Source organism: uncultured Campylobacter sp., from assembly GCF_937980635.1.
Classification (GTDB): domain Bacteria; phylum Campylobacterota; class Campylobacteria; order Campylobacterales; family Campylobacteraceae; genus Campylobacter_B.
Genome location: NZ_CALJPG010000022.1, coordinates 93,189 through 109,608, shown reverse-complemented (window position 1 = coordinate 109,608; position 16,420 = coordinate 93,189). Strand labels below are relative to the sequence as shown.

The window sequence follows — 16,420 nt, the reverse complement described above, 5'->3', positions numbered from 1 at the left end:
CGCACCGCCCGCAAGGCATAAGGAGAGCAAAATGGCATATTTTGATATAAGATATCTGCGCGAGCCGAGCATAAATCGCGGCGCGGCTCTAGGGCAGGGGGTCGCAGCGATCGGCGATAGCCTCGTAAAGCTCGGCGAGCTTGGACACGCCAGAGAGAAGTTCGATTCAGACCTTGCGCGCCAAGCGCGAGCCGAAAAGATGGAGGCGGATAAGTTTGACTACCTAAAATTTAAGGATGATCGGGATTACGGGCTGGATAAAAAGAAACTCGATCACACTATCCTTAAAGACGATAGGGATTATGGACTGGATAGGGCGAAGCTCGATCACACCATCTTTAAGGACAACAGAGACTACGGCCTTTCTGTGGCTAGGCTTAACGCAGAGCTCACCGAACAAGGTCGAAAGCGAGCCAAAGAGGAGTCCGAAGCTGCGGCAAAGGTTCAGCAAACGGCGGATAACGTAGCCTATCTACGCAAACTCTACCCGAAAGAAACGGCGGGCTACACCGATGAGGAGCTTGGAAAATGGGGGAACAATCTCGAGAAAAACTTTAAAGAGAACAAGGTCGATATATTCAAGAAAAACATTCCCGTAGATTCTAAATTTGTCGAGCAATACGGCGACAGCGGACACGTAAGCTGGGACGACAAAGGAAACTATTATACCGATCCTTGGCTTATGGAAAAGGTAAATATCGATAAGCAGCGCGAGGCTCGCCAGATGGATGAGCTCGGTGATCCTCAAAATCGCCGCGAAAATATCAAAGCGCTGATGAATCAAGGGGTAACCCTTACCGACGCAAAGGCGAAAGTGGATCAAGCGATCGAGTGGAAAAAGAAAAATCCTAACGCTAAATTTAACTCCTCGCTTGATAGCGATATGGACGATGGAGCAAACTGATGACTGCAAGAGATTTTTTGGGCAACGAGCGGATCGCCGAGCTTGAAAGCAAGGGCTACAGCCCTGAATATATCAAAGCTCTTGCAAAGGAACAATACGAGGCGAAAAAGAAAGAGTTTGCAGATAGCGGCGTGCGAGAGGACATCGCAAAGATGGCGATCGCCCAAAAGCTTGACGCAGAGAATACCAAAAAGCTCAACGACGAGGCTACGGCGGGCGCGTCGGATAGGTTTCTTAGAAACGTTTTTGATACCAGCGGCGATGAAAAAGCGGTAGATGAGGCGGATCAGAGATGGAGAGAGCTCAACCCTGATAAGATCGACATCGCAAGTCGCGTGGGACGGCTGATAAACAGGATCAATCCCCTAACCATAGGCCCTAAAATCACGGGCAAAGCGGTGGATATAAAGCAAAACGGACTTACCGCCGATAGCCTAGATAAAGATTTTGCTCTTTTTGCGGGAGTGGGTAAATTCCCAAATCAATTCGGACGCGCCGTAAATACCGGGGGCGAATGGATATCGGACAAGTTAGGGGCCGAGGGGGCGAAGCAGTTTTTCGGAGAAAACCGTAAATTCTTCGACGACAATGTCAAAGAGCTTGATCGAATAATTGCCGAAAACAACAAAGAGTGGGGAGAGGTCGGCGGGGCTATAGATCCGTTTCTTGCGGCACCCGCTGGGATATTCACCAAGGGCGCCAAGCTTGCGAATATCGCAAAAAGCGCGGGCACGGGCTTCGCCATGGGCGTAGGAATGAACGAGCTAAGAAACGCGGGGGACGATAAAATTTCCACCGGGCAGCGGCTCGGAGACGATCTTTTAAGCGGCTTGGTGATGGGCGGAGCCAATGCGCTTTTTAGCGCCCTTTCGCGCGGCAAAGTAAATAACGTCTCAAACTTCACGGAGGATCTGCGCGGCACGCCAAAAGCCGCAGACGCAGGGCAAAGAGCCGCAGGCGGCGCGGAGGGTGCCGCAAAAGCGGCGGATGATGCGGCGGCGCTCGATGACGCTCTGGACGGGCTCGGAGGAGCGCAAAAAGAGGGCGCGGGCTCCGCTTCGCAAGAGCTCAAGGCGAGCGACGCAGCGCAAGGCGCCCAAGAAGCAAAAGCGGGCGAGCTCGCGAAAACGAATGCGAGCGATGCGGCAGGGGGCGAGCAGAGCGTGGCTCGTGCGGCGGATGACGCGGCTCATACGGCTGATGATACAGCTTCTGCCCCGCAAGGCGCGCAGGAGATCAAAGCCGCAGGCGGAACGCAGGAGATCAAATCGTCCCCATCCTCTACGGCGCAGGGCGCGCAGAATGCTGAAGCCGCGAGTGGGGCACAATCAAATTTTGAACCTCGCGAGCAGGTAAGGCAGTATCTCAAAACCCAAAACGTCGCGGATGCCGCCGCAGATGAAATTTTGGGCGAGCTTGAGCGCGGAGCGCGCCGCTCGGCGCATTTGAGCGAGAGCGCTTACAAAAAAGCGGACGAGCTTTACGAGCGCGCAAACCGCCTTGAATGGGCGAGAGAGTATCAAAGCCGCGTCGCTGATCGCGCGAGCGAGCTAGCTCAGATGAGGGCGGACGGCATAGAGCGCTTTGCGGCTATTCAAAGAGAGGCGGAAAAGATAGCAAAGGAAAATCCTACCCTCTCCGCTCGGGCGCAGAGAGAGCTTCTAAACTCGCGCATAAAACCTACGGAGGCGGAGCTTCAATACACCCGCGCCTACAACGACGGAGTGGACGTCGATCCGATCTATGCCGGGCAAAATTTCATTTGGCGGGTGGAAAACGACATCAAAGCTCACCCCTACACCACCGAGCAATACGGCGCGCGCTTGGCGAGCAAAGGTTTCGCTCCCGACGTGCAGGCTGCGGCGATGCAGGCATACGACGAAGGGGATATAAAATTTCTAAAAAACTATATCGACGCCAAGGTCGCAAAAGCCGAATACGACGACATCGTAAACAATCAAATGAAAGATTGGATCATCAAAGACGGCAAGATAAGGAGAGCACAGAATGGCAAAGCAAACGCAGACGCGGCGTATCGCGGAGCCGACGCAAACGGCGCAGGCGCTGGCGGAAAAGATGAGCGAGTATCAAAGGGCGTTTCTGATCTCGGCGATACTCCAAGCCGAGCGGAGCGGGGACCGGGAGGCGATGCGCAGGTATCATCGCAGCGCGGATCTGCTGCTATACTCGGCGGCGAGGATGCAAAAAATGCCGCGGGCGATGAGCTCGTGGGACGATACGGGGCCGCTTCAGGCGATAGCGCAGCTGATGCCGCAGCTTCAAAACAGCGAGTGGTTTCAGCACAAGATGCGGCAGATCAAGGCGACGCAGCGCTAAAAAGCGAGTCTCAAGGCGGCGATCTTGCGGCAAAAGAGGGCGCAGGCTCCACCAAGCAAGGCGCAAAGCTCGGCGAGGATATGAAAAAGGGCTTCGTAAACGTTAATCTCACCTCTCATCTTGCGGGAGGGCTTAGCGGCGGCGCGCTTAACGCTACCGACGAGGAGGGCAAATTTAGCCCCGAGAGATTTGCGGTGGGCTTCATCGGCGGGCTCGGCGGCGTCGCGGTGATCCGAAAGGGTTTCCGCGCAAGTATGAAAGCCTACGCCGCAAAGCAGGCAAAGACCTATCCAGCGCTCGCAAACGACCGCCCCGATCTTTTCGCGCAGGCTCTAGGCGATGAGATCAAATCTCGCGCGAAAACGACGCTATTTAACGCCGCAGAATTTGCCAAGACCAAAGTCGCAAACAAGACGGGGCTAGACTTCGAGCCTCAAATTTTTGCAGGAGAGAAAGCCTACGCCGAGCTGAAATACGCCCCCGTGAAAGCGGATAAGTTAAGCAAAGCGCAGGCTATGGCGAAAGAGGGAAAAAACGAGTTAGAAATTTGGCGAGATACAGGCTGGTTTCGGGACAAAGACGGCGCTTGGAAATTTGAGATCGGCGATGGCGACGCCAAATTAAACCCTAAATTTCAAAGCGGCGGCAAGCTCGGCAATCTGCTAAAGTACGATGAGCTGTTTAAGGCTTATCCCGAGCTTAGGGATGTAAAAGTCGTAAAGATGCAAAGCGACGCTCCGTCCGGTGCGATGCTTGCAAAGGATGCGGGGCAAAAAGAAAAGCGCGGCATCTATAACGTGACCTACAATAATAAAATAGCAACCTACGTAAAACAAGACTTAGATCAAATAGAGGGAGCTTTAAGATATGCGAGAGGCGATAGAAGCGAGGGGGCAAAGCATATAAAAATAAGACACCTTAACGATGAGGGCAGCGAAGGATATGTAAGCAAAAAAGAGCTCTTAGATTTAGGCGAGAGCATGCGTAAATATTTAGCAAAGTATAAAGAGCCTTTTATAAATAAACGCAATGCTAGAGTTTATGAATGGCAAGATGACAAGGGGGTGAGATTTAGGCTCGTAGCAAGTAACAAGTCCGCAGGGACGCCTTACACGGCCGAATTACCTCGACCTGCGGACTTTGAGGACATTATAACCTTTTACTCTGACAGAAACCTTAAAAAGCCTATGGAATTCGAAAACCCAAAGGTCAGATATGACGCAAATTTGCAAAATTGGCACGAGCACAGCACGACGTCCAGCGCGATGCTCGCAAAAGAGCTAGAGAAAAAATACCTACTAAAGGACGGGCAGATCAACCGATCCGTCGTCGCCAAAGAGGCGGCTCCTTTCGTCAAAAAAGAATATACTTTTGAAAATTTTAAAGCCGATTTTCCGCAAGGTAAAGCTCAAACTCCAATAGGAGAGGTTAATATCGGCTCGTTTCAATTTAAAAAGCTGCAAATTAAGGGGAGGGAAAAGTATCTTGGATTGATAAAGCCTACCCTAGAAAAACCCTCTTTTATAGTAGATTTCGAAGACACGACTTTCTTTTTCAAGGCTTTTACGGATGAAAAAGGAGTTGTTAAATTTGCCTCAGTAACAAAAGAGCGCAACGGAGCTATAGATGTAACATCAAACTATCCTATGGCGGGACGTAAATTTGAATTATTAATAAGAGAAGGGAAAGTAAGATATACCGCCCAAAGCTCTGGTGATATAAAATCCTTAGAACACTCTTTGAACGGTGAAGAGATTATATCACAAAATTCAAAAAATGGCAATAATTTAGGCTATTTCGATCCTCAGAGTAACACGATCGCCCTTAAAAATTTAAAAGACAGATCCACGCTGATGCACGAGATCCAACACTGGGTGCAGAGCAAAGAGGGCTTTGCAACGGGCGGTGCTGGCGGCGATGCAAACTACGCGAAGCTGCACGGCGAAGCGGAGGCACGAAATGTGCAGACGCGCCTAGGCTTGGACGATGCCGCAAGAGCGCAGAAAGACCCGCTCAGCACCTTTGACGTTAGCCCGGACGATACGATCGTTTTGCGAGACGGCGGCGTGAACGCAAACGAGGAGCCGCTAAAATTCAGAGCAAGCGAGATCGAAAATATAGGGGGCGAGATCAAAAAGCGCCGCCCAAACATCGAGCAGGAGCTAGAGCAGAGCGTAGAGCAAATTTACAAGGACAGCTACAAAGATCACGACACCGCGGGCGAGGTGCTGGATGCCGTAAGGACGGGCAATTTCGACGCGCTCTCGCAAGGGGTGCAGACGAACCTAAGCGAGAGCCAACTCGCGCGGCTCAAAAAGGACATCGCGGGCGCGAAGCTAACCCACATCAGCCGCGACGGCTTCACATTCAAAAAGCGCGGCAAAAACGGCGACGAGCAGATGATCTTCATCGATATGGATGAGGGCGGCAGGGCGCGCATCAACGCGTATTCTAAAGCTCACATCGACGAGAGCATTCGCACAAACGAGACGATGTTCGATCGCCTCTTCGGCGACGATGAGGCGCTGAAAAATTATAGCTTCGAGACTAAGGCGAAATTTCTGAACGAAAAAGACCCGATCAAGGCGGAGCAGATTCTTAAAAAAGCCGATCAAAGGCGCTTTGCGGCGCAGATCGCTAACAAAAGCAAGCAGGAGCAGGAAAAGCTTCAGGCAGAGTATGCTCGCGCGGCGCGGCAGGCAGATCCTTTTAACCCCGATATGCCTACGATGAACGATCTGTTAGGAAAGACGGATGCGCTTTTGGGATCATACGGCGGCGCGGACGGTAAGTGGGCGCAGTTTGTCGATACCCTTTGGCGAAAAGGGATCAATAAGTATGAAAACGCGGTAGATCACATCTTCGAGGGCGAAAATACCCCCGCTTGGGTGAAAAAAGGGATGAGCGTCCTCGATCTGCGAAACGCGGCAAAGCGCGAAATAGACGGCGCGATTGAGAGCTTTTTCCGCGAGAGCGCGGCAATTAATGCGCAGGCTCGCACTGCGGCGAAGTATCTTGATAAATTTGACGCCGCTCAAAGCGAGCAGCTGTTTAACGCTCTGGATGGAAAGATAGCTAAAACTGATCTCCCTGAGGAGCTACAAGCGACCTATCAAAAACTGCGCGATGCGATCGATCATAACGCAAACGAGCTCATCAAGGCAGGCGCGCTGAAGCAGGAGAACAAGCTCACCGATTACATCGGACACTACTATGACGAGTATATGCAAAATGAGCGCGGCAAAATAAGCAGGACGCTAGGCAAATTTTACGCTCGCAAGGACCTGAGCGAAGCGCAAAAAAGAGCTCTTGGGCTTCGCACGGACATCAGCTTCGTAGTCGCAAACACCCTCGCAAAGCAGCGCACCCAGCTTCTCAAAGCCCGCGCGCTTGAGGGCATAGCAAACCGCTTCGGGCTCGACGAAATCCCTGCTGCCGCAAAGCAGGGGCAATACGTGCGGATCAGCGACGAAACGGTCGGAGGCGGCATAAAGAAATTCGGCGCGCTCGGGGGCAAATACGTCCCAAAAGAGGTGGCGGAAGCCCTGAAAAGCACGCAGGCTCTGGGCGGACAGCTCGGCGCGCTTGAGAAATACTGGCAGCCTCTGATCGATCATATCAAGGTGAACGTGACGGTCAAAAACCCGTTTACGCACGTTTACAACGTCGCGAGCAATGCCGTGCTGGCGTTTTTGCACGGCGATGAAAAGGCTCTTGCGAGCTGGGCGCTTTTGGGGCGGCAGCAGCGGCAGGAGTATTGGAAGCTCGCGCGCCGCTTGGGACTAGATAGCGCTATGGACGATCTGGAGGGAGCGATCAAGGGGCTAAAGCCTAAAAACGACGCCGAGGCTTTCGGCATCGTCGGCAAGGCTATGGATTTTCTAAGCACCGCGGGCAAAAATATCTACATGAGCGAGGGCTCGGCGGTGGGCAGAGCGGCCAGAAAGGCTTACGCTTGGGAGGATGAAATTTTCAAGATCGCGCGATTTAAGAAAAATCTTGACGCGATCGCCGCAAAGCGAGGATACGCTGCGGGAGATCTAAGCAAATTTAGCGAAAAGGAGCTTGCTGCGGCGATGAGCGACGCGCAGTATCACTATGTCGATTACAGCACCCATTTCAACGGCTTCTTGCGTAAGAGCGATAAGTGGGGATTGATGCCGTTTTTGCACTACTCCGTCAAATCGACGCCGATGGTGATCAAGGCGATACTCAAAAATCCGCATCGTTTCGCGATGATGCAGGCGGCCTTTATCGCCGCGGACGCCGCGGGGCTATCGCTAAGCTCGATTATCGCAGATACCGAAAAGGAAAATCTAACCAAGCCAAAATGGGCGCAAAGCTCGAAATTCCCTAACGTTTTCGGACTCAAAGCGTGGGCGAGGATAGGGGATAGCGATACATATTTCAACGCAGGACGAGCCGCGCCCGGCTTCCGTTTCGACGACGTTTTTGAGGGCGGCTGGGGCTTCGTGGGCGGTCTAGTCAATATCGCAAACGGCAAATCGACGCTGGGCTACAACATCACATCCGAGGACGATCCAAAGGCCGTGAAAGTCGCCAAGAGCGTCAAAGAAGCTGCGAAAAACTATCTACCTACGCTTACGATCGGCAGATACGGGCAGCAGCTCGGCGAGCAGGCTCTTAGCGACATCACGGGGGATAAAGATTTCGCGCCGAAAGACTACAACAAGGACGAGCTGGGATACGCGGGCATCCTGAAGCGAGGCGTGGGCGCGCGCCGCTTCAATCAGCAAAAGGAGCTCAACGCCGAACTCGGCAAGCTACGCAAGCAGCGCGAGGAGCTCGAATACGTCAAAGTGCCCGATAGCAAAGACGCCGACAAGGTCGAAAAGGCGATCAAGCACAATGAAAAACTCGAAAAGATGAGCGCTTCGGAAAAAGCCGAAAAGCAGAAGCAGATCGATCGGAAGCTTGAAATTTTCAAAGAGGTGGCGGACGCGGAGGGCTTCGAGTTTGACGTGCAGAGCCTCAAGCGGCTACGTGACGAGAAAAAGCAGCGCAAATTCGCGCCTAAGAAATTCGATCCCGCGCTAATCTCCCGCCCGCAGATCGGGAAGTTTTCACAATAGTAGCCCGCCGCGGCGAGTTTATGACTTCGTAAACCGCGGCTCGCTCGCAGCCATCATCTGAGGATTGGCTAATTAAATCCGAGAGTTGATGAGTGAACCCCGCGAGCTTGCGAGGGTTCGGCTAGACTTGCAATATCTGCGGCGGCGAGTTTATATTTTTTAGGACGCGCCTCCATACAATTACCGCGCTCAAGGGGTCCTCTCTCCTCCTTGGGCGCTATAAAACGAAATCTAAAGATTGCTCCCTAAATGGCATGGAGGAGCAAATTCGTAAGGCGTGTTGTCTGGATGATTTTAGATACATTATGTTTAAATAATTATTTTAAAAGCTATTTCAAGTTATAATTAAACATTTAAACCGGTGGGTAAAAATGAAAATATCTGCAGTAGATCTATTTTGTGGTATAGGTGGATTAACCTATGGGCTCAGCCAGGCCGGCATTGAAGTTGTAGCTGGAATTGATTTTGACGAAAGCTGCAAATTTGCCTATGAACAAAATAATCATGGAAAATTTTTGCACAGAAGCATTTGTGAAGTGGGTGGCGAAGAAGTCAATAATTTATTTGGTGACGCAAATATCAAAATTTTAGTCGGTTGTGCTCCTTGCCAGCCTTTTTCAGCGCACCAGAAAAATAAAAAAGATCGATCGTTACATAAAGACTGGGGATTATTGTATGATTTTTTAAGACTTATTAAAGAAACTTCACCTCAAATAGTTTCAATGGAAAATGTTCCAGAGCTTAAAAAAGAAAAGGTTTTTGCTGATTTTGTAGACGATTTAAAAGCGCAAGGCTATAGCGTAAATTTTAAGATTCATGATGCTAGCGATTATGGCGTAGCACAAAGAAGAAAGAGGCTTTTACTTCTGGCATCTAAATTCGGGAATATTGATTTCTTAGAGTCCAAATTTAAAAAAGTAACCGTTAGGGATATGATATATAAAATTGATAAGATAGTTGCCGGAGCAGTTGATAATAAAAAAGATAGGCTACATATAAGCCCTACGCTAACAGATATAAATATTCAAAGAATCAAACAATCCAAACCTGGTGGATCATGGCATGACTGGGACGAGGCAATTCTACCTAATTGTTACAAAAAAGCAACTGGGCAAAGTTATAAGTCGGTATATGGTAGAATGAGCTGGGATGATGTTGCTCCCACCCTTACAACGCAGTTTATTAATTATGGTACAGGTAGATTTGGACATCCAGAGCAAGATAGGGCAATATCTTTACGAGAAGGAGCCTTATTGCAGTCGTTTCCAATGGGATATAAATTTATAGACAAAAATGAAAAAATATGCATGCGCAAAATTGCCAAACAAATAGGCAATGCCGTTCCGCCTAAGCTAGGAGAGCATATAGGTAAAAGCATCTTAAAACATTTAGAAGGATATATAAATGGCTAGTAACAATCAAATTAAATTTTCTATTGCTGGGCGAGTAGCTACCCATTTAGGAAGAAACTTGTATAGCAGTAATCCACCAGCTCTAGCCGAGTTAGTTGCAAATTCATATGATGCATATGCAACGAGAGTTGATATCAAACTAAGCAATAGAGAAATATATATTATTGATAATGGAAAAGGGATGTCTTTAGATGAGATAGAACATAAATATGCGATTATAGGTATAGAAAAACAAATAGAAGAATCGTTTAATAATCTAAGCGAAAGAGCTCCAATGGGGCAAAAAGGAATAGGAAAACTCGCTGCATTTAGTCTAGGTGGAAAATATAAAGTATACACAAAAACGTTATCCTCAAAACAATGGCTTACTTTTGAATTAGTATATGATGATTTTATAAAAGATGAAATAACCCACTCGGTAGATTATGATTTTGTTGATGATTTGCCCTGCGAGCTTAGGGATTACGCAAAATACAAATCAGGTTTTATAGTTAAGATTGATGATCTTATAAGAAATAGTAGAAATGCGTATGAAAATTTAAGTATACAGCTATCCAGAAGATTTTATATAGCTTCGCATATTGATAAATTTCAAGTGTTTTTAAATGGAGAGGAAGTTGACTTACTAACACACGAATACTATAAAAATATAGAATTCCTTGTTTATTTTGGATATAACGAAGAAGAAATCAACGATATGTTCCCAAATATAGATAAAACCAAAAAAGTAAAATATGATACGAATAGCAAAGATTTAAAAGACTATTTTGAGAAGAACAAAGGACTAAAAGGCTGGTTTGGCAGTGTTCTAACTCCCGGACAACTTCAAACAAAAGACTATAATTTCAATTCAACTGTCGTATATATAAACAAGAAAATAGCCGATGAAAATATTTTTAAAAATAGCGGTAGTGCAAGAATGGCAAATCAATACTTGGTTGGTGAAGTTCATGCGGATTTTTTGTTAGATATTTTGCAGGTTCCGATAACATCAAGCAGGGATGGACTAGATCAGTCAAATGAATATGTTGAAGAATTTATAGAGATACTAGGAAAAATAAGAAATAAATTTGCTGAACTTTGGACGAATTTCAGACAAAAAGAAGCCGTTTTAAAATTACCAGATTTTATAAGAGAAAACGAAAGCTATAAAAAATGGCTTGATGGGTTAAGTGACGATAAAAGAGAGATGAATGAAAAAATGCTTGCGTTGCTTATTAATAAGTCTTTTGCAGATCAAAGCGAGGGTATACAGAAGAATGAAATCCAAAATATCGTGTCTTCTATAGTTAGAACTGTGGATAATATAGAATTTTCAGAAATACAAAAAAGCCTATCCTCAATAGATATGATTGATAAAAATTATGTCAAACTTATAAATAAGCTTATGTCTAAAATAGGGCGCTCCGAAGAAATAAATATTTTTGAACTAGTTAAAGAGAGAATCGCTGCTATTAATGAATTAAAAAGAATGATGGAAGAAAACAATACATTAGAAAGTTTCTTTAATAACCATTTGCATAAACATCCTTGGCTTATAAACCCGCACTGGAATCAGGACTTAAATGCCAGTACAAGCTTTGAAATTACTAAAAATAGATATTTAAAGGCTATTGATAAGAACAATAAACTTAAGAAAAACTATATTGATCTATTAATAAAGGTCGCAGAAGAACCATATCCTATAATAGTAGAACTAAAAAAGAATACACCAACAGGACACGCCAATGTTACTACTGGAGTAATGATAGATCAAATACGAAAATATAAAGATGCTGTAATGCAAAGCGATAGCAGCTTAAAAATGATAGACCCCAGAGATATAAAAGTATACTTTATTATTTCAGAAGACGCTGGTGTTAATGGTGCTAATACCATTGAATTCAGAAAAGACGACATGGATGTGTTTAAAAGTTATAATATAGAGGTTTTAAAATATAATATGCTTATAGAAAGGGCTTATAGATCTTATGCGGACTTTATTAATATAATTAATAAAGAAAAAAATATCCCTAATTTTACATAGCTATAAATTCAGGCAAGATAGTGATGAATACTATAACTCCATTTTTTTAAAAAAACTCAAGCGTGCGAGCTTTGTGAACCTTAATAGAGAATTATCTTCGCTGACAAGATCAAAGAGCTCATCAAAGATGAAATAGCCGCGGAGCTTTAGGTCTGTCACGACGATACGGCTCATCATGCAGCGCCCGGGCGCGAATTGGCGCACCAATCGCCGCACACATTCGTAACGACCCCGCTGCCACAAATAACGAAATCCAGCCAAATTTAACCCATGCAAAACCGCGCACTCGCCCGCGCAACATCGCCACACGGACGGAGCAGGCGGCTTTTGCGATCCTCGCAACCACGCCGGGCAAGCGCCCTCTACATAGACTTGTTAAAACGTCTAGGCACTCCGGGCTGTGCTCGTGAGCGGTATATGGCGCTTGGCATGCCGCTTTGATCGAGCCGAAGCCCTCTAGCGTCCGCAAGCGCGCCCGCGCCGGGCAAGCGCCAACGCCGCCTGCTTACGTATGCACCTTGGCGCGAGAACCAGCGCACGAAGCTTCGCAAAGCAGATAGTAGGAAATACCGACGGGGGAGGGGCGGCAAGCGGGTTTTTCGGGGGTGCACCGCTCCGTTTTTGGGACAGAGCGCGGATTTGCGGCAAAAAATCTATCAAAATTTAAGCGAATTCGGTTTAAGGTTCTGGGCGGGGTCTGGGGTCAAGTTTCGTGAAAATGCGTATTTTTGAAAAGAATTATTTTCAATAGTTAATTTTATAAAACGCCCTAAAATAGGCATTTGAAAGAGCCGTGAAAATTAAGTTTAAGTTTCAAGCGGCAAAAATGACGCGAATTTGTCCGTTTTCGCTTAAGGAAACTGTGAAAATTTAGACGTGAGCCGTTTAAGTTTCGCGCGCAATTTCGGCTCGGTCTTGATAACTATTTGCTTAAAATCCTATGTACCTGCCCGCGCCTATGTCATAATCTATTGCGGGCGCGCTGCTGTGGGGATTTGATAGCGCCCACCTGCTCTCTTGATGGGGGGCTATGACCCCACTCAGAATTTTTCCGCCGAATACTGACGGTGTAGAGAAAAATTTCAAAATTTAGACTTTTTGTCCCGCGAAAGATACGAGCACGTTTTATTATCTGCTTAAAATTTAAGCCCGCATTTTTTGTCCCACGATCTGCAAAACGAGCGTAAGCATTAGGGCTTTGCGCCTGCGGGAGCGGTGTCCGCCTGCATTTGTCTTGCCAGCGCGAATTCACGCCCATGCCTCGGCGCCCTCGTAGTCCTCGTCCTCGTAGTCTGGCTCATCAAATTCTCGCCCCACGATATATTGTTGTAAATACGCGAGCGCATCCATCAGATCATCCTCTTTGCTCTCGACTTCGCTATCGAAGCTGAGGAGTTGCGCCTCTAGCTCAGTGCTTGAGTCTATGCTTGCGTTGTGATAAATTTGCCCTGTGCGATAATATGGCTCTAGGTTTGATATGCGGGTATTTTTTGCCTTTCCGCCGTGGCTAAGTTGATCAATGGGTAGGTGCACTCCCGTCATTTTTTGTATGATGTCAATCGTATAGAAAAAATCGTTTTGCATTCCGGCCTTTTCGATTCCTATCCTGGTGCAGCCGAATATTTGAAAAATCCGTATGATCTCGACGCTCTTTTCAAACGGCGTCCAGTGCCCGGCGCTGATGTCTATTATGAATATGCGATTTCTGTTATCGACAGCCGAAGTTATCATTGCTGTTTGGTCGCGACCATTCGCGCTTGCCAGGTCGATTGTTGTAAAAATTTGACATTTTGCAAGCTCTATTTTTTCGCCGCCTAGCGTTAAATTTATGGCCTTTCTAATTTGCAGCGTTCGTATATTTACGCCGTCTGTAATATTTAGAGCTTCTGGTTCTGCGCTGATGTCGTATTCTACGCGATCGAAGTAGCGGAAATACTCGCGTTTGAAAATCGCTCTTTGTGGATCGATCGCCGCGCACATATATTCCTGGTAAAATTCATTTGCAAGCCCTTTTGAAACGAGTTGATTTTGTATTGCTTTTATGCGCGATAAAGGGAAACGAGACGGCCAGGCGCTCGCGCCGTTTTCTATGATAGGAATTTTTATATGTCGCCATCCTTGTTTGCTGGTTTCTTCTATATTCTCATTGTTCACGATATTGTTTAAGATGCTATCCTCGTGCAGGATTGTGCCTAACACTACCACTTTGCCGCGAGCGGGGTGCACGGCGGGCAATAGATCCGCATAAAACCAACCTCTAAGCTTTTGGCGACTCGCCTTGTTCCCAACCGGGAATTGCCCGTCTTTGCTCTCCAAATCATCGATGATGATAAGAGTTGGGCGCATGTTGTCGATGTTGGCGCCGCGCGGATCTTGCCCGGAGCTGAGCGATACTACGTGACAGGTCCGCTCGATATCTTTTCCGTTCCCGTCTTTTTTGCCGCGATTAACGACGACCTCTATACGGTCTTTGTTCCAAACTTTACCGCGCTCTATCGCGTAGCCTCTGGCGGCCGCTTTATCGATTGAATTTTTTATTGCTTCGACGAATAGCTTTGCTTTCGTATCGTTTGCGGAAGCTATCATAATGAAAGGCTCTGCATAAAAATACAGCCTGCTAACGACATAAATTTTGTTAAGCAGTGTAGTTTTTGCACTACCGCGAAATATGACTACGGCTTTGTATTGATCTTCGCCATCGATAAATTTCAGGACATCCAGGTGAAATTTAGGCGTTTTGTTCTCAAAGATTTCCGGTTCTATATCTTTTGCAAATTTTAAGTAAAGCTTTGGAGGAATTTTCACTAGCTACCCTTTCTTTTGATTTTGTGCATCTTTGGTATAATTGGTTTTTTCATAAAATTTATAAATCCCGTTAGATGCTTACTAAAATTTTTGTATAAAAAAGTGTATAACTAAAATTTACATATTACCTATTTTAGGCGATATATACACTAAAGCCAAACCCCCTGTGGGTCACCATTTCATCACTTAAAATCAATTAAAATTTTCTAGCATTCAGCTGTCTGCCCTTGAAATTAAGACCTCATTTGATTTTGTAGTATGTTGATTAAAATTTCATCATATTTTTTTATCTAGGCTAATTGCTCTAGAATTAAAGTCGCGCGAATTAAAATTTAGATCAAATTGTAAAATTCACGGCTAAATCCCGCCGTTACTTATATTTTCTAGATTGCGCAGCCTGTTCCAGTTCTGCTCGTTTTGTAAATTTCTCATATTTTGTCGCTGCTGCATCTGCTCCAGTTGCTGCTGCGATTGCTGTTGCATTAGGCTTTGTCGCGCGGCAATATATTGCTCTTGCGCTATTTGCTGAGCTTGCGCGCTATTCTCCTTGAATGAATTAAACGCGTCTTGCGACGCCGCTTGCTCTTGCGCCTTTCGCGCGACTTCGGCGTCAATCTTTTGCCGCTTCGCGCAGCGGTTTGGCTGCTCCTTATTTAGCGGGTTTGCGACATCGCATCTGCTTGCGTCCGCCAAGAATGGAGCTTCCTCGTCGCCCTGCGGGAGCAGCGAGCAACCTCCAAGCAAGACGACCAAAATAAGGGCAAGGAAAAATTTTAACTTCATAGCGCCTCTTAAATTTTATCTTTAATTCCAGACCGGCGCTAATCCGCGCCCTTTGCGAGGTCGAATCCGCACTGCGCTACAAGCGCCTTATCGCTTGCGATGCTATCGCCGGTGGTGGTTAGGAAATTGCCCGTAAGCGCCGAGTTGATGCCGCATCCAAGCGCCGTGCGTACGTGCTCGCCCAAATTTCGCCTGCCGCCTGCGAAGCGCAGATACGCGCGCGGCAAGATAAAGCGGTAGATCGCGATCGATTTTAAAATTTCATCGTGCGCTAGCGGCGCGGCGTCTTGCAGCGGAGTGCCTTTAATCGGGGTCAGGATATTGATCGGCACGGAGCTAACGCCCAGCTCTCGCAGTTGCAGCGCCATATCGATGCGATCCTCCATGCCCTCGCCCAGCCCAAAAATCCCGCCGCTACATACGTCAAGCCCTACGGCGCGGCAGTTTTGTATCGTTTGAATGCGGTCGTCGTAGCTGTGCGTCGTGCAGATCTGCGGATAAAATTTGCGCGAAGTCTCGAGATTGTGATGATAGGTCTGCACGCCGCTTGCTTTAAGCAGCGCCAGCGCAGGCTTTGAAGCGATCCCCAGCGAGGCGCACAGATGCAGCCGCGTCTGGCTTCGCAGCCGCTCATAGATCGCGCAGTATGCCCTCAGATCGGAGCTTTTTTGAGAAATTCCGCGCCCGCTGGCGACGAGCGAGAAGCGGTGTGTCTGCTCGGCTTCGTTCGCAAGCGCGGCGCTTAGCACCTGCCGCTCGCTCAAAATTCCGTAAGTCTCGCAGCCCGTGTTAAAATGCGCCGACTGCGCGCAGTATTTGCAGTCCTCGCTACAGCGCCCCGATTTTACGTTTATGATCGTGCAGAGATTAAATTTATCGCCGCAAAAAGCGCGTCTGATCTCATCCGCCGCCGCAAAAAGCGCGCCCAAATCCTCGCACTGCGCCAGCTCTAACGCCTGCTGCTTTGCAATCTCGCAGCCGCCTATCACGCGATCTTTCAGCGCGCAAACATAAGCTTTATCTATCAGCATTCATCCTTTTTGATAAAAATGCGTAATTA

Annotated in this window: 7 protein-coding genes; 4 read left to right on the top strand and 3 right to left on the bottom strand. The window is 47.4% G+C overall.

The genetic code is table 11. The annotated features are described in order from the left end of the window. Positions 1–31 precede the first annotated feature (31 nt). The 4 genes from Q0460_RS06140 to Q0460_RS06125 all read left to right on the top strand — a co-directional run bounded on the left by Q0460_RS06140 (position 32) and on the right by Q0460_RS06125 (position 11,772). Positions 32–904, top strand: coding sequence for a hypothetical protein (locus tag Q0460_RS06140; protein ID WP_299085926.1), 873 nt, complete (start codon positions 32–34; stop codon positions 902–904). After that, positions 904–8,334 (top strand): LPD23 domain-containing protein, encoded by a 7,431-nt coding sequence (locus Q0460_RS06135; protein WP_299085924.1) that lies wholly within the window; start codon positions 904–906, stop codon positions 8,332–8,334. Before Q0460_RS06140 ends, Q0460_RS06135 begins: the two co-directional genes overlap by 1 nt. Positions 8,335–8,705: 371 nt before the next feature. Beyond that, on the top strand, positions 8,706–9,746 hold the full coding sequence (locus Q0460_RS06130; protein ID WP_297961804.1) for a DNA cytosine methyltransferase: 1,041 nt from the start codon (positions 8,706–8,708) through the stop codon (positions 9,744–9,746). Continuing rightward, on the top strand, positions 9,739–11,772 hold the full coding sequence (locus Q0460_RS06125; protein WP_299085921.1) for an ATP-binding protein: 2,034 nt from the start codon (positions 9,739–9,741) through the stop codon (positions 11,770–11,772). Before Q0460_RS06130 ends, Q0460_RS06125 begins: the two co-directional genes overlap by 8 nt. Positions 11,773–13,020: 1,248 nt before the next feature. On the opposite strand, the gene Q0460_RS06120 is transcribed toward Q0460_RS06125, so the two are convergent. The 3 genes from Q0460_RS06120 to bioB form a co-directional block, all read right to left on the bottom strand. Next, positions 13,021–14,577 carry a hypothetical protein gene (locus Q0460_RS06120; protein ID WP_299085919.1) on the bottom strand — a complete coding sequence of 519 codons (1,557 nt, stop codon included), beginning with the start codon at positions 14,575–14,577 and terminating at the stop codon, positions 13,021–13,023. Between the two features lie 357 nt (positions 14,578–14,934). Beyond that, positions 14,935–15,360 (bottom strand): hypothetical protein, encoded by a 426-nt coding sequence (locus Q0460_RS06115; RefSeq protein WP_297988003.1) that lies wholly within the window; start codon positions 15,358–15,360, stop codon positions 14,935–14,937. A 38-nt stretch (positions 15,361–15,398) separates the two neighbouring features. Beyond that, on the bottom strand, positions 15,399–16,391 hold the full coding sequence (gene bioB, locus Q0460_RS06110) for a biotin synthase BioB (protein WP_299085916.1): 993 nt from the start codon (positions 16,389–16,391) through the stop codon (positions 15,399–15,401). Positions 16,392–16,420 lie beyond the last annotated feature (29 nt).

Excerpts from the sequence above, each read along its gene's own strand:
- Q0460_RS06140 (WP_299085926.1), top strand. The coding sequence starts at position 32 with ATGGCATATTTTGATATAAGATATCTGCGCGAGCCGAGCATAAATCGC.
- Q0460_RS06135 (WP_299085924.1), top strand. The coding sequence starts at position 904 with ATGACTGCAAGAGATTTTTTGGGCAACGAGCGGATCGCCGAGCTTGAA.
- Q0460_RS06130 (WP_297961804.1), top strand. The coding sequence starts at position 8,706 with ATGAAAATATCTGCAGTAGATCTATTTTGTGGTATAGGTGGATTAACC.
- Q0460_RS06125 (WP_299085921.1), top strand. The coding sequence starts at position 9,739 with ATGGCTAGTAACAATCAAATTAAATTTTCTATTGCTGGGCGAGTAGCT.
- Q0460_RS06115 (WP_297988003.1), bottom strand. The coding sequence starts at position 15,360 with ATGAAGTTAAAATTTTTCCTTGCCCTTATTTTGGTCGTCTTGCTTGGA.
- bioB (WP_299085916.1), bottom strand. The coding sequence starts at position 16,391 with ATGCTGATAGATAAAGCTTATGTTTGCGCGCTGAAAGATCGCGTGATA.